This is a genomic window from Aquimarina sp. KJ22-3 (genome assembly GCF_055808215.1).
Map to the genome: position 1 here is coordinate 3,061,607 of NZ_CM147859.1, position 14,190 is coordinate 3,075,796.

Sequence of the window (14,190 nt, forward strand, 5' to 3'; positions counted from 1 at the left end):
CTGCAAGCTTTTGGTAATTCTTGCAAAAAATCTTGGATAAACTTAAAATTGATTTTAAAGAGTGTCATAAGTTCTAGTGTAATAATGTTCTATATTATATTGTTATAAATTGATACTGTAAAAGTACAATATGATCTAATCTGTTGAAATACGTGTAGATACGTATATTTGATTTGGGATCAAACGACTATCTGTGGATAGCGTGGCTACTAGCTTTTGGTAATTCTTTTAAAAAATTTAAAACAAAGTCGAAGTTAATGTTGAATAAATTCATGATTTCTAAGTGTGTTTTAATTAATAAGAATGATTGGTTAAAATTTCTGATACAAAAGTATGCTCCATCTACATACCGCACAATGGGTAAAAACACGTATTTTTAGTAGGGGGAATTTCCCCTAGCAAATACCCAAACCCTCTCGAAACACCTGTAAATACAGGAAAAATAAAAAAACACGGTTTTTCACCGTGCTTTCCAATTATTCTTATTTTACCTAATCTATGCTTTTTCTAATGCAATTTCATTAGGACTATTTACCTTTTCCAGAGCTTGATCCAAATCCCAAATCAAATCTTTGGCACTTTCTACTCCTATAGATAATCTTACCAATTGATCTGTAATGTTCATTTCTTTTCTTTGGTCATCATCAACTCCAGCATGTGTCATTGTTTTTGGATGCTCTGCCAAACTTTCTGTACTTCCTAAACTAACAGCTAGTTTCATTAGCTTTAAATTGTTCAAAAACTCAAAAGCTTCTTTCTCCCCTCCTACGATATCAAAAGAAACCATCGCTCCCGGTGCAGAACATTGTTTTTTGTAAGTAGCAAATGCTGCTGTACCTTCTTCTAACAATCCTAAATAATATACCTTTTTTACTTTCTCATGACTATTAAGATATTCTGCTACCATTTGAGCATTCTTAGTCTGTTGATCCATTCTTACTTTTAAGGTCTCCAAACTTCTAAGCATTAGCCATGCAGTATGTGGGCTTACCATATTTCCTAAGAATGTACGTAGCGTTTTTACACGTAGCATCAATTCGGCATTTCCTAATACGGCTCCGGCAATCAAATCACTATGTCCACCTATATATTTCGTTGCAGAATATAGTACCAAATCTGCACCACATTGTAGTGGGTGTTGCCAAAGCGGCCCCATATATGTATTATCTACGGCAACCAATACTTCTTTATCCTCGGTATTGTATTGTTTAGCCAATTGACTGAACTTTTCGATATCTACAATATCGTTAGTGGGATTGGCCGGAGTTTCCAGATAAATCATTGATAATCTATCGGATTTTCCAGAATCCTCAATCATTTGTTGTACCTCCTCTATAGTTTGATTAGGTAGCACTCCTATGGTATGCACTCCAATTTTATCCAAAAAGTGCTGAATAAAATGATCCGTACCTCCGTATAATGGATTACTGTAGACTAGCAAGTCACCTGGCTTTAGAAATTCCAGTAATACTGTGCTAATCGCAGACATACCACTTTCAAAAACTGCACAATCATCAGCTTTATCCCAAAGGCAAAGTCTATTTTCAAGAATCTCTAGATTAGGATTATTGATTCTACTATAAATCAGTCCTAATTCTTCTTTTGGAGATTTCTCACGTAAACCGTAAGCCAATTCAAAAAAGGCTTTTCCCTCTTCTGCGGTTTTAAACACAAAAGTAGACGTTTGAAAAATTGGACATTTTATGGCTCCTTCAGACAACTCTGGTTTATAACCGTAAGTCATCATTAAACTCTCTGGGTTAAAATCGTGTTCTTTCATGCATTAAAAGTACATTCAAAAGAATTAAAAACTAAATAATGGAACTATTTTAGAATAAATAATTATAAAATTAAATATTAAAGAATTTTATTCTAATTTTGACTTTTCAGAATACCTCAAAAAGAAAAATATTATGGATGCCATAGATCGATCTATACTGCTGTTATTGCAAAAAGATGGAAAAATTACCATTAAACAAATTGCAGAACGATTACACCTCACCACTACTCCTATTTTTGAACGAGTAAAAAAACTAGAGCGTGAAGGGCACATTAAATCATATAAAGCTATTTTGAACCGAAAGAAAATCGGACTACAACTAATGGCGTTTTGTAATATCACACTCAACCAGCATCAAAAAGATTTTATAAAGAAATTCGAAAAGGACATTCAACAGTTTCCAGAAGTAGTAGAATGCTATCACGTTGCGGGTATGTTTGATTATCTGATCAAGATCTATGCTGAAGACATGGAATCCTACCAGGATTTTCTTTCTAACAAACTGGCCTCACTAGAAAACATTTCTAAAGTACAGAGTTCTTTTGTAATGACAGAAGTTAAAGACTTCTCTTATCTTCCTATTCCATAAAAATTAGAGTAGACTTAACAAAAGATTTAGAACTCAAATGATACCTTTGAGTTCTAAACAAAATTGCACCACAATGAATCTTAACACAGCCAAAGTATTGATCACAGGAGGTAATTCAGGTATTGGTAAAGCTACCGCCAAATTATTGAAAGAGAAAGGAGCCCAAGTCGTGATCTCCGGAAGAAATGAAAACACCCTACAGCAAGTTGCACAAGAACTTGGTGTGGAGTATATCAAAGCCGATGTCACTCAAGAAAACGAAGTGACAAATATGGTTGAGCAAGCAAAAGAAAAAATGGACGGTTTGAATGTATTAGTCAATAATGCTGGATACGGTTATATTGCCAAACTTGTAGATATTGAAGCGGATAAATTTACCGATCAGTTTAAAACTAATATCCTGGGAGCTGCACTTTGTGCAAAAGCGTCGGCAAAACATTTTGTAGATCAGCAATACGGTAACATCATTAATATTGGATCTACCTCTTCGTTAAAAGGTTCGCCTACCGCTTCACCTTATGTAGCTACCAAATTTGCCCTAAGAGGAATGACCGAGAGTTGGAGGAATGAACTGCGCCCTTATAATATTCGAGTGATGCAGGTTAATCCTAGTGAAGTGATGACTAGTTTTGCAGACAATCGGGTAGACAACAATCCTACCGAAAAGAAATATACCGAAGCCGAACAAAATACCAAATTAAGAGGAGAGGAAATAGCGCATACCATTTCCAGTCTTTTGGAAATGGATGATCGTGGCTTTATTACTGAGGCGACTGTATTTGCTACAAATCCTAAAGTATAACCTTTAGGATTCTTTGATCAATACTTTTGGAGAAGTTTGGGGTTTTGTTTTTAGGTAATGAAAAAGCACCAAAACAAAAATGAGTAAAAATATAACAGTCCCTATCCTGAATACGGCAGTTTGAATACTCTCAAATAGTGTGCCTCCTAGCACTAGTCCAAAAATACTTGCCAAACTCCCCATGCTATTGCCATAGCCTTGTATCACTCCTTGTAGCTGATTGTTACCAGTTTTTGCCAATATGGATAAAAAATTGGGCCACATTAACCCATTTCCTAAAGAAAGTAAGGTGATGCCTACGTATAATAGGATGATATTTTGATAGGTCAACAAATAAAAACTAGATCCCAATAACAAGGTCCCTATTAGGATACAACTTATACCTGAAACTTTACCGGATAAAAAGGAAAGCAATGGTCCTTGCACCAAAATCATAATCATACTGGAATAGGCCAAAAATATCCCAAGTTGTATGGACGACCACTCCAAAATGGAAGAAGCATATATAGGTAAGCCAGCATAAAAGAAACTAAATGCCAAAAAAGTTAGAAAGTATACCGCATACAGCAAAGGAATCTTTTCTATTTTCAGTATGGTCCAAAATGATGTTGAAGCTGACGTATCCTCTTTTCCTCCTGAAGTGGTATAACACTCCTTATGCTCTACCTGAAAAAACCGTCGAAACGATCGCAAAGAAACAGAACCCGTGTCTACCACGCAAGGATTACTCTCTGGCAAACGAATAGCAATTACAAAAATAGCAATCAAAGATATCAAACTAGCCAATATAATTGGCAGGGCTTCTTCTAATACCGTAGATGCCAAAATACCTGCTACTGCTGGACCGAGTACAAAACCCAAGCTAGTTGAAGCCCCCATCATACCGAAATTTTTATCCCGGTTCTCGTCGGTAGAAATATCTGATAAATACGCATTTGCCACCGAAACATTCCCCCCAGTAAATCCATCAAAAATCCTCGCCACAAAAAGCAATAGTAAAGGTAAGGTCATTGCATAGTTCCCGGTAATTTCCGAATCTGCCACCCATAGATTCATTTTAGGCAATATAAACGCCAACAAAAACAATGACCAGGCTATAAAAGTACCTGCTTGACTAATAATTAGCACTTTCTTTCTTCCTATTTTGTCTGACAACCTTCCTAGTATCGGAGCTCCTATAAACTGAAATAAGGGATACATGGCCCCCAGAATTCCATAGATGAAACCGTTACCTCCAAAATCAACAACAATAAAAATCAGAATAGGAATTACGATACTATATCCAAGTACTCCTATAAAGTTGACCAGAAGAATGGGAAAAATGGTTCTATTGAGAAAGCTGAAACGCACCATATAAAGATAGCATCATTTCTGAAAAAAGATGTTAAGCCGACGCTAATAATTGTATCAGCCCATGATCTTTACCAACAACTCTTTTAAGATATCTCCCTGGGATAAATTGGCTGCACCTACTCCCTTTCCTTTTACATCTGCATCTCTGAGTGTTGCGATAATGGCACTCACCCTTTTCATAGGATAATTATGAGCGGCTTCAGAATAGTCTTTTACAAAATACGGATTGATTCGAAGTGCGCTGGCCACATTACGTTGAGACTTATCCGACAGACCATGATACTGTAATACCTGAGAGAAAAAACTATACAACAAGGATATGGTAACTACAAGAGGATTATCCTTAGGGTTTTGAGCAAAATAATTGATGATTCTATGCGCCTTTACCACATTGCGAGATCCAATGGCTTTGCGCAATTCAAAATTATTAAAGTCTTTACTAATCCCAATATTTTCTTCAATTTGATCAGCAGTAATTTGTTGCCCTTTAGGAATGATCAGCTTTAGTTTTTCGAGCTCGTTGTTGATCTTCCCTAAATCTGTCCCCAGAAACTCTACCAACATTTGGGCTGCTTTGGGTTCTATAGCGTATTTAGAACCTGATAATACTCTTCGGATCCAATCTGCTACTTGATTTTCGTATAACTTTTTACTCTCGAAGAGCAATCCATTTTTCTGAATGGCTTTGTATAATTTCTTTCGCTTATCGATGGTTTTGTATTTGTAGCACATCACCAAAACTGTAGAAGGTTGCGGTTGTTCTACATAATTTACCAATTTTTCTATCGTACGAGAGAGATCCTGAGCTTCTTTAACAATAACCACTTGTCTCTCGGCCATCATTGGAAAACGCTTGGCATTCGAAACGATATCGTCGATACTTACATCTCTACCATACAGTACCATTTGATTGAATCCCTTCTCTTCTTCGGCCAATACATTTTTTTCGATAAACTCTGATATCTTGTCAATATAATAGGATTCTTCACCCATCAAAAAGTAGATCGGTTTTATATTCCCGTTCTTTATATCAGTTACAATTTGTTTTACTTCGTCCATTCAGAAAAAATCATCAAATTTGCATCATGCAAATGCCAAAATTAAATTTTCCGGCGTATCAATTTCGATTCAAAAGTAGCGAAAATAAAGTTTCTATTTTTGACCGAATTCGTAAAAAATTTATTGTACTCACCCCTGAAGAATGGGTAAGACAACATACGGTACATTATCTGATTGAAGACAAGAAATATCCAGAAAGTTTAATGAATGTCGAAAAGTTGATCAAAATACATGATCTCAACAAACGATATGACATCATCATCTACAATCCAGATGGTTCTATTCTATTAATTGTCGAATGTAAATCCAATACGGTAAAAATTACCCAAGAGGTCTTTGATCAAATCGCAAGATATAATTTGGCACTCAACGCCCAATACTTAATCATCACGAACGGGATTCATCATTACTATTGCCAAATGGATTATGAAAATGAGCGATACACTTTTCTAAAAGATATTCCGGATTATTAAAAATAAAACCTATTAATTTGCATCCGTGAATATAGCAGTAGTCATATTAAATTGGAATGGAAGATCTTTGCTAGAACGCTTCTTACCTTCGGTAGTAGCAAATTCTAAAGAAGCGACCGTATATGTAGCTGATAATGCTTCTAGTGATGATTCGATAGACTTTGTTTCTAAAGCATATCCAGAAGTAAAAATAGTTCAGAACACCGAAAATGGAGGATATGCAAAAGGGTATAATGATGCACTTACCAAAATTGATGCTGATGTATATTGTTTGCTAAACAGTGATGTAGAAGTTACTGAAAACTGGTTGACTCCTGTTATTAGTGCTTTTGAACAATTTGAAGATATCGCTGCCATACAACCCAAAATTTTAGATTGTAAGAACAAAACTCATTTTGAATATGCGGGTGCTGCAGGAGGATATATAGATAAGTTAGGGTACCCATATTGTCGAGGTCGAATATTTGATACCATCGAGAAAGATGAAGGCCAGTACGATCAAGATGTAGATATTTTTTGGGCCAGTGGAGCCTGTTTATTTATTCGAAAGACCGTTTTTGAAGAAGCCGGTAAGCTGGATGAAGACTTTTTTGCCCATCAGGAAGAAATTGATCTTTGTTGGAGAATACAAAATATGGGATATCGTATCCGATATATCGCAGATTCAACAATTTACCATTTGGGAGGAGCAACTTTGGATACCATGAATCCAAAGAAAACGTATTTAAACTTTAGAAACAATTTGTACATGCTTTTGAAGAATGTGAGTACAAAAAGATTGCTGGGTATTTTACTTATTAGACTGATATTGGATGGATTAGCAGCATTGAAGTTTCTTATGGAAGGAAAACCATCACATTTGGTTTCCATTTTGAAGGCGCATATCAGCTTCTACCTGAATTTTAACACTTTTATTAAAAAAGGCAAAAAACTTTCCAAAACGGGGAAATATTATTCAATTTTTTCCGTTGTATGGCAGTATTTTATTTTAAAACGTAAACATTTCGACCAATTATAAGGTTATATAATAAATTATTGTTAACGATCTCGTAATACGTCACAATTTTAATAATTTTGAGTTTATATAACCAAGAACAAGACTAAAAACAGATTTTCTAATGAAAAAAGTAATGATTATTGGCGCCTCTATGGCAGTATTATTATCTTCTTGTGTATCACAAAAGAAATTTGCTGATTTAGAAGCCAAACAAAAAGAAACTGAAGACCTATTAAATACAGCAACTGTTAAGTTAAATAGTTGTCTTGAAGAAAAAGCGAGTTCATCTTCTCAGCTTAAAGTACTTCAAGATCAAGTATCCAACCTAAAGAACCAAAATTCTGCATTATTAAATAACGTTGGAAACTTGGCTACGCTTTCTACAAAAGAGGCTGAAAACCTTGAGAAGTCTTTAGAAAGTATCAAAGAAAAAGATCTTCAGATAAAAACAATGCGTGATGCGATCACTAAAAAAGATTCGGTAACATTAGCATTGGTAACTAGCCTTAAAGGAGCACTAGGTAACTTAGCAGACGAGGATATCGAAGTTAATGTTGAAAAAGGAGTGGTATACGTTTCTATTTCTGATAAACTTTTATTCAAAAGCGGAAGCTACAATGTATCTAGCAGAGCTCGTGAAGTATTAGGTAAAGTGGCAAAGGTTGTTAACGACAAGCCAGACATCGAGTTCTTAGTAGAAGGACACACCGATAATGTGCCAATCAAGAACAAAGTACTTCTTGACAACTGGGATCTTAGTGTAAAACGTGCTACATCTGTAGTAAGAGTATTACAAAAGGATTTCAAAGTTGATCCAAAGCGTATGACTGCTGCTGGACGTAGTTACTATGTTCCTGTTTCGGACAACTCTTCTGAAGCGAACAGAGCGAGAAACAGACGTACTAGAATTGTAGTACTTCCAAAACTTGATCAGTTCTACAACATGATCGAAGATGGAATGAAAAAAGCAACACAAGGAGGAAATTAAAAAGTTAATTCCTAATAAATACAAAAAGATCATCCGCTGGATGGTCTTTTTTTGTTAGTATTGTTTTCTATTGTGTTAATCCTACCATGAATAAATTCCTTCTATCTTTAGTGATCTTTTTTTGCTTTACTGTAAAAACTTTTGCTAGTCCAGAAAACCTTTGGCGATTCAAAGTTCTAATAGAAACAGAAGATGACGAAACGCTTAATGGTTACATCTACCCTTCTATCATTTTTGGATCTAAAAACTACAACCCAGATCAAGAAGAATTCATTCAATACGCCGAAAGAGCCTTTGCTCATGATACCATTACGATCTATTCAGAAATTAAAGTCGTAAAAGTAAAGGAAGTACTGGATATAGATTTTTCTTCTGATCAATTAGCTAGCAAGATATCTATCAACAAAATTAGATCAATTTCAATTCTCGAAACATTAGAATATTTGGAAGCATATCGTCTTCATATTATTGAGAACACTCAATTTGAGAGACTCCAAACAACTCCTCTGGAAATACAAGAAATTTATAATCCTAATTTTGTCGAACACTGCAGCATCATGCTTCTTAGTAACACTAATATTGGTAGTTTAAAAGTACATAAGGATCAAATAGCACTGGATTTGGCAGCAATATTAGAGGCTACACCAGAAGGACCTGATCAAAATGCACGGATAAATAATTACTTGGCCAAGAAGAAAAAAGAGCTAAACAAAGAGTATATTCTACTCTTTATTTATTGCGAAATATTATAAAATAAAAAAGGCGCTACAATACTGCAGCGCCTCTTTTTGTGGTTATAAAACAATCAAATACTAATTTCTTTTACAAATGCTCTGTCTTTAAGTGAAAAGTAGATCACATATTTCCCTGCAGGCACACCTGCAAAGTTGTAAGCTCTTTGGAAGATACTTACATTCTCATCTACATTTTCTTCCATCAACATCACCCCTTCGTTATCATAAATAGTTACCTGAAGCGGAGACTTATCTGTTTTGGTAAGCAATACCTTTGCAATAGCATTTTCTACCTGAACCTTTGGTTTAAAAACCGTTACCGCAGAGTTGTGGATCAAAGCAATTCCTTTTTGGTTCTTAACCACAGGCGTTACTTTTACATCGTATTCTGTTTCTGTTTCTACAAAGTAGATTCCATTTTCTACAGCGCCAAGGTTAAAGTACTTTCTGTATGTTGGCATTGCATCCAAGGTTACATTAAAAAGTATGGTTCCAGAATAATCTTTAAGATATAGTTTCTGTCCTTTACTTATATTCGCTAACGATACATTGATCGTAGAAGAGTTCTCAATTTTTACAGATAAAACATCTGAAGCTTTTACAGAAGTGCTGAAAAAAATAGCACTTACAAGCAGGCATACGTTAATTACTCTTTTCATAACTTTCTAGTTTATAGTTGTTAATAATTTCTGGTACAAATGTATGGTGAGGATTTCTTCTGAAACACAACTATATTTGCATATATATATGTTATTTTAACCATATGCAGTACTGATAAACCGTAACCGAGTTAATTTAACATATTTTTTATGGTAACTTTGCAATACTTTAACAAAAAAAATATCATATTCGTTTAAAATCTGAGTTGCAAAACTATTGTCCCTAAAATAATACGCTGATGTTAGCCAAAAATGTAAAACCGTCTTTAGAAAAAATAGTTCCAGAATTTGGTAGCTCTTTATACTACCAGACTTTCTCTGAAAAAAACAAGAATAAAGCTCCTGTATGGCACTACCATCCGGAAATTGAAGTAGTATATGTAAACGGCGGAACCGGAAAAATGCAAATAGGAAGTCATATGTCCTACTATAGAAACGGTGCTCTTATGCTTATAGGTGCTAATCTCCCCCATTGTGGTTTTACTGATGGAATGACTGGTAATCGTAGCGAAACTATCATACAAATGCTCCCGGATTTTTTGGGAAACTCCTTTTTTGAAGTACCAGAAATGAATGCTATTGGAAAACTTTTGGAGCAGGCAAAAAAAGGGGTTATTTTTCATGGAGATACCAAACGGAGAATAGGAAATCAAATAGAAGGATTAAAACATCTTGCGCCTTTCGAGAAATTGATTGGATTTCTTCAGGTATTACGGGAAATGGAAAAAACAGATGATTATACCATACTCAATGCTGAAGGCTTTATGATAGAAACTGAATTGCAGGATAACAATCGTATAAACCTTATTTTCAATTTTGTTCAAGAAGAATTCCGTAGACACATTACCTTAGAAGAAATTGCAGACAAAGTGAGCATGAGTGTTCCTGGCTTTTGCAGATACTTCAAAAAAGTAACCGGAAAAACATTCACCCAATTTGTTAACGAGTATCGCTTGGTACATGCCGCAAAACTATTGCACGAAAAACAAACTAGCATCACAGATATCTGCTATGAAAGTGGTTTCAGTAATTTTTCTCATTTCAGTAAGTTATTCAAGCAATTTTCTGGTAAGACTCCCAGTATGTATCGCAACGAATTGAAGTATGTGATTTCGTAAATTTAAATGATATCAATCACTCCTTTACCTTCTCGTATCAAAACAGGCTCGTCTGCTGTTAGATCAATGATCGTTGAAGGTATATTATCACCATACCCTCCATCGATAACCATATCCACCAATTGATCCCATTTTTCTAATATCAATTCTGGATCTGTAGTATATTCGATAACTTCATCTTCATCATATATTGAAGTAGAAACGATCGGGTTACCTAATTCTTCTACAATTGTCGTACAGATATTGTTATCGGGAATTCTTATTCCCACAGTTTTCTTTTTCTTAAAAACGGTAGGCAAATTATTACTACCTGGTAAAATAAAAGTATAGGGACCGGGCAAAGTACGTTTCAAAAGTTTAAAAGTAGTATTATCAATTTGACGAACATAATCCGATAGATTACTCAAATCTTTGCATATGAATGAAAAATTAGCCTTCTCGAGTTTCACTCCTTTAATTTTGGCAACCTTTTCCAGCGCTCTATTATTGGTAATATCACACCCTAAACCATATACCGTATCTGTTGGATAGATAATTATTCCTCCATTACGCAAACAATCCACTACCTTTTGTATTTCTCGTGGATTCGGATTTTCATTATATAGTTTTACAAATTCAGCCATAAAAAGAGTGATGTCTTCTGCAAGTTACGCAATAATACTGCCAAAGCATTGTAGTCGGAGCAGAAAAGCGTTAAAGTACTTTCAGTTTCGCGAAGCGAAGTAATAATTTCTTAATTCCGCCTTTTTCAAAATGAATTTCAGCCTTTTTGTCTTGGCCAACTCCTTCGATCTTCAGTATTTTCCCTCTTCCAAACCTCATATGTTCTACAGCAACTCCTGGGATAAGCTCCTCATTAAAGAGATTGGTCTTGGACTCTTCATCAGCACCATTCGAAATAGGTTTCAGTTTCCTCAGTTTTCTTAACTGCTCTTCATTGGGTTTATGGGCCAAAGGTGGTGTTCCCGAAACGGGTTTCTTTAACCTCAGTTTACTTTTATCTACCTCTCCAAAAATATCAGCATCGATCAAAGGCTTATATCGGTAACCCTCTACCGGAGTTAAATAATCTAAATATTGATCATCGATCTCTTCGATAAATCTACTAGGTTCTGCATCTACCAATTTCCCCCATCGATATCTGGATTGAGTGTATGTCAGATAGGCTTGCTTCTCTGCTCTGGTTAGCGCTACATAAAACAATCGCCTCTCCTCTTCTAACTCACTTCTGGTATTCATACTCATTCCGGAAGGGAACAAGTCTTCCTCCATCCCTACTATATATACATAGGGAAACTCTAATCCTTTGGCCAAATGGATCGTCATTAATGCTACTCGATCATCATCTCCCTTATCCTGATCCAAATCGGTAGCCAGGGCTACGTCTTCAAGGAATTCGGTAAGAGAACCTGTAGCATCAGCCAACTCTCTTTGCCCTTCTACAAAATCCCGAATACCATTTAGTAACTCCTCAATATTCTCTATCCTGGCAATTCCTTCTGGAGTCCCGTCTTTTTTTAGTTCTTGAAGTAATCCGGTTTTTTTGGCTACCATCTCGGCAATGGTAAAGGCATCAGCAGTTTCATTGGTGATTTGAAAACTCTTGATCATGTTCATAAAGTTTTCTAATCGTGTTTTTGTTCCACTGTTGATTTTAAGATTAATTCGATCCAGATTCTGTATGACTTCAAAAATAGTACGGTCGTAGTGATTGGCAGCAACCACAAGTTTATCGACCGTAGTCGCTCCTATCCCTCTAGCTGGATAATTAATTACCCTTTTTAGCGCCTCTTCGTCTTTAGGATTAATTACCAAACGTAAATACGCCAATACATCCTTGATCTCCTTACGTTGATAAAACGACAAACCACCATAAATACGGTACTTGATATCTCGTTTTCTAAGCGCATCTTCTATCGCTCTGGACTGGGCATTGGTTCTGTATAAAACTGCAAATTGACCATTAGATAGTTGATGCTGCATCTGATTTTCAAAAATAGAACTAGCCACATACCTTCCCTCATCACCATCCGTTAACAATCGATTTACGATAATCTTGGGTCCTGGTTCGTTGGCGGTCCAAACCACCTTGTCCAGTTTGGTTTTATTCTTATCAATGATTGAGTTCGCTGCTTCTACAATATTTCGAGAAGATCTATAATTTTGTTCTAATCGATATTGCTGCACATTGTCATAATCTCTTTGAAAATTCAGGATATTATTAATATTGGCTCCACGGAACGCATAAATACTCTGGGCATCATCTCCTACCACACAAATATTTTGAAATTTATCCGACAAGGCACGTACAATAAGATATTGAGAGTGGTTCGTATCCTGGTACTCATCTACCAATATGTATCTAAATCTATTTTGATATTTGGCCAACACATCTGGATATCGGTTTAACAACTCATTAGTCTTCAATAATAAATCATCAAAATCCATAGCACCAGCCTTAAAACATCTTTCTACATAATTTTGATAGATCTCCCCCATTCTTGGTCTTTTTGCCATTGCATCTGCCTCTACCAATTCTGGATTCTGAAAATATGCTTTAACGGTAATCAGGCTGTTTTTGTAGGATGAGATTCTAGAATATACCTGTTTGTATTTATAGATATCTTTATCTAATCCCATTTCTTTTATGATCGAAGCTACCAATCGTTGTGAATCCTGTGTATCATAGATTGTAAAGTTTGAAGGATATCCTAACTTATCAGCTTCGAATCGTAAAATTTTGGCAAAGATCGAATGGAAAGTTCCCATCCATAGGTTTTTGGCTTCACTCGTTCCAACAATATCGGCAATACGCTTTTTCATTTCACGCGCTGCCTTATTGGTAAATGTCAAAGACAATATGTTAAAGGAATCTACTCCCTGATACATCAAATATGCTATACGATAAGTAAGTACACGTGTCTTTCCTGATCCAGCTCCTGCGATCACAATCATAGGTCCTTCTTTCTGAAGAACCGGCGCCCTTTGGGCATCATTCAATTCCGCTAAATACTCTTCCAATCTTAACTATTTTTTTAAAAGCGAAATTTAATCAAATGGGTACGTTTATCGAAGCACAACTCACTTTTTTTGTAAACAAAAGACAGTCAATAACTTTAGGTATAATCATAGACAAACCAAATGATCTCTATAAAAATCAATCTACTTTCTTTTTGTTTTTATTGGGTAAAATCTTGTTAGAAACACTTGCAAAAAGACATATTTTTCCTACATATTAATAAGTTTTGGATTGATTTATTAGATAAAACGCAATTTTTTAAGATAAAAATTATATATTTAAGAACTTTTAGAAGTAAACACAAACTTAATCTAAACCTAATATTATGGCCCCAACTATGAATGTTCAGATTATTGAAAAAGAACAAATTAAATTTTTGAGATTCCCAAAAGAAGATGTGCTCAACAAAAGAAAAGATCAAATTGATCGGTTTCTTGAACTGCAAAGAGCTCTTTCTTTAGGTAACTTAGAACATCAAAAAGTAAAAATCATTTTTGTCGATGACAAAGGATTCAAGAAAGTAGAAACTACTATCTGGGGAATAACAGATAAAGAAGTTATCTTAAAGCAATCTACTATTATTCCTTTGGAAAGAATCATTAGCATTTCTTAGCTTAGA

The 14,190-nt window shown here is 35.2% G+C and carries 14 protein-coding genes; 8 read left to right on the forward strand and 6 right to left on the reverse strand.

The annotated features are described in order from the left end of the window. Positions 1-496: 496 nt before the first annotated feature. Complete coding sequence (locus AC0L3Q_RS14255) at positions 497-1,780, reverse strand: cystathionine gamma-synthase family protein (protein WP_473280288.1); 1,284 nt, start codon at positions 1,778-1,780, stop codon at positions 497-499. 133 nt (positions 1,781-1,913) lie between these two features. On the opposite strand from AC0L3Q_RS14255, the gene AC0L3Q_RS14260 reads away from it, so the two are divergent. After that, positions 1,914-2,369, forward strand: a complete 456-nt coding sequence (locus tag AC0L3Q_RS14260) for an Lrp/AsnC family transcriptional regulator (protein WP_073314191.1) — start codon at positions 1,914-1,916, stop codon at positions 2,367-2,369. Between the two features lie 73 nt (positions 2,370-2,442). Continuing rightward, positions 2,443-3,171 (forward strand): SDR family oxidoreductase, encoded by a 729-nt coding sequence (locus AC0L3Q_RS14265; protein WP_473280290.1) that lies wholly within the window; start codon positions 2,443-2,445, stop codon positions 3,169-3,171. Between the two features lie 3 nt (positions 3,172-3,174). On the opposite strand, the gene AC0L3Q_RS14270 is transcribed toward AC0L3Q_RS14265, so the two are convergent. Both AC0L3Q_RS14270 and holA read right to left on the reverse strand, forming a co-directional pair. Beyond that, positions 3,175-4,524, reverse strand: a complete 1,350-nt coding sequence (locus AC0L3Q_RS14270) for an MFS transporter (RefSeq protein WP_473280292.1) — start codon at positions 4,522-4,524, stop codon at positions 3,175-3,177. A 54-nt stretch (positions 4,525-4,578) separates the two neighbouring features. After that, the gene (gene holA / locus AC0L3Q_RS14275) at positions 4,579-5,583 is read right to left on the reverse strand and encodes a DNA polymerase III subunit delta (protein WP_073314195.1); all 1,005 of its coding nucleotides are present in this window, start codon (positions 5,581-5,583) and stop codon (positions 4,579-4,581) included. 32 nt (positions 5,584-5,615) lie between these two features. On the opposite strand from holA, the gene AC0L3Q_RS14280 reads away from it, so the two are divergent. The 4 genes from AC0L3Q_RS14280 (at position 5,616) to AC0L3Q_RS14295 (ending at position 8,793) form a co-directional block, all read left to right on the forward strand. After that, the gene (locus AC0L3Q_RS14280) at positions 5,616-6,056 is read left to right on the forward strand and encodes a type I restriction enzyme HsdR N-terminal domain-containing protein (protein ID WP_473280294.1); all 441 of its coding nucleotides are present in this window, start codon (positions 5,616-5,618) and stop codon (positions 6,054-6,056) included. Between the two features lie 25 nt (positions 6,057-6,081). Then, positions 6,082-7,074, forward strand: coding sequence for a glycosyltransferase family 2 protein (locus AC0L3Q_RS14285; RefSeq protein WP_473280296.1), 993 nt, complete (start codon positions 6,082-6,084; stop codon positions 7,072-7,074). A 100-nt stretch (positions 7,075-7,174) separates the two neighbouring features. Further along, the gene (locus AC0L3Q_RS14290) at positions 7,175-8,041 is read left to right on the forward strand and encodes an OmpA/MotB family protein (protein ID WP_473280298.1); all 867 of its coding nucleotides are present in this window, start codon (positions 7,175-7,177) and stop codon (positions 8,039-8,041) included. A gap of 86 nt (positions 8,042-8,127) precedes the next feature. Next, the gene (locus AC0L3Q_RS14295) at positions 8,128-8,793 is read left to right on the forward strand and encodes a hypothetical protein (protein WP_473280300.1); all 666 of its coding nucleotides are present in this window, start codon (positions 8,128-8,130) and stop codon (positions 8,791-8,793) included. Between the two features lie 53 nt (positions 8,794-8,846). On the opposite strand, the gene AC0L3Q_RS14300 is transcribed toward AC0L3Q_RS14295, so the two are convergent. Next, the gene (locus tag AC0L3Q_RS14300; protein ID WP_473280302.1) at positions 8,847-9,434 is read right to left on the reverse strand and encodes a hypothetical protein; all 588 of its coding nucleotides are present in this window, start codon (positions 9,432-9,434) and stop codon (positions 8,847-8,849) included. Positions 9,435-9,673: 239 nt separating this feature from the next. Here AC0L3Q_RS14300 and AC0L3Q_RS14305 point away from each other — a divergent pair, with 239 nt between their 5' ends. Further along, a complete protein-coding gene (locus AC0L3Q_RS14305) occupies positions 9,674-10,552 on the forward strand; it encodes an AraC family transcriptional regulator (protein ID WP_473280304.1) in 879 nt (292 codons plus the stop codon). Positions 10,553-10,554: 2 nt separating this feature from the next. Here AC0L3Q_RS14305 and AC0L3Q_RS14310 read toward each other — a convergent pair whose 3' ends face one another. Both AC0L3Q_RS14310 and AC0L3Q_RS14315 read right to left on the reverse strand, forming a co-directional pair. Further along, on the reverse strand, positions 10,555-11,175 hold the full coding sequence (locus AC0L3Q_RS14310; protein WP_473280306.1) for an L-threonylcarbamoyladenylate synthase: 621 nt from the start codon (positions 11,173-11,175) through the stop codon (positions 10,555-10,557). Between the two features lie 70 nt (positions 11,176-11,245). Next, the gene (locus AC0L3Q_RS14315) at positions 11,246-13,573 is read right to left on the reverse strand and encodes an ATP-dependent helicase (protein WP_473280308.1); all 2,328 of its coding nucleotides are present in this window, start codon (positions 13,571-13,573) and stop codon (positions 11,246-11,248) included. Between the two features lie 323 nt (positions 13,574-13,896). On the opposite strand from AC0L3Q_RS14315, the gene AC0L3Q_RS14320 reads away from it, so the two are divergent. After that, the gene (locus AC0L3Q_RS14320) at positions 13,897-14,184 is read left to right on the forward strand and encodes a hypothetical protein (RefSeq protein WP_244548113.1); all 288 of its coding nucleotides are present in this window, start codon (positions 13,897-13,899) and stop codon (positions 14,182-14,184) included. Positions 14,185-14,190 lie beyond the last annotated feature (6 nt).

What these genes read in the sequence shown, in the direction of transcription:
- holA (WP_073314195.1), bottom strand. Translation starts at nt 5,583, where the DNA reads ATGGACGAAGTAAAACAAATTGTAACTGATATAAAGAACGGGAATATA.
- AC0L3Q_RS14270 (WP_473280292.1), bottom strand. Translation starts at nt 4,524, where the DNA reads ATGGTGCGTTTCAGCTTTCTCAATAGAACCATTTTTCCCATTCTTCTG.
- AC0L3Q_RS14260 (WP_073314191.1), top strand. Translation starts at nt 1,914, where the DNA reads ATGGATGCCATAGATCGATCTATACTGCTGTTATTGCAAAAAGATGGA.
- AC0L3Q_RS14280 (WP_473280294.1), top strand. Translation starts at nt 5,616, where the DNA reads ATGCCAAAATTAAATTTTCCGGCGTATCAATTTCGATTCAAAAGTAGC.
- AC0L3Q_RS14320 (WP_244548113.1), top strand. Translation starts at nt 13,897, where the DNA reads ATGGCCCCAACTATGAATGTTCAGATTATTGAAAAAGAACAAATTAAA.
- AC0L3Q_RS14255 (WP_473280288.1), bottom strand. Translation starts at nt 1,780, where the DNA reads ATGAAAGAACACGATTTTAACCCAGAGAGTTTAATGATGACTTACGGT.
- AC0L3Q_RS14305 (WP_473280304.1), top strand. Translation starts at nt 9,674, where the DNA reads ATGTTAGCCAAAAATGTAAAACCGTCTTTAGAAAAAATAGTTCCAGAA.
- AC0L3Q_RS14290 (WP_473280298.1), top strand. Translation starts at nt 7,175, where the DNA reads ATGAAAAAAGTAATGATTATTGGCGCCTCTATGGCAGTATTATTATCT.
- AC0L3Q_RS14265 (WP_473280290.1), top strand. Translation starts at nt 2,443, where the DNA reads ATGAATCTTAACACAGCCAAAGTATTGATCACAGGAGGTAATTCAGGT.
- AC0L3Q_RS14310 (WP_473280306.1), bottom strand. Translation starts at nt 11,175, where the DNA reads ATGGCTGAATTTGTAAAACTATATAATGAAAATCCGAATCCACGAGAA.
- AC0L3Q_RS14300 (WP_473280302.1), bottom strand. Translation starts at nt 9,434, where the DNA reads ATGAAAAGAGTAATTAACGTATGCCTGCTTGTAAGTGCTATTTTTTTC.
- AC0L3Q_RS14295 (WP_473280300.1), top strand. Translation starts at nt 8,128, where the DNA reads ATGAATAAATTCCTTCTATCTTTAGTGATCTTTTTTTGCTTTACTGTA.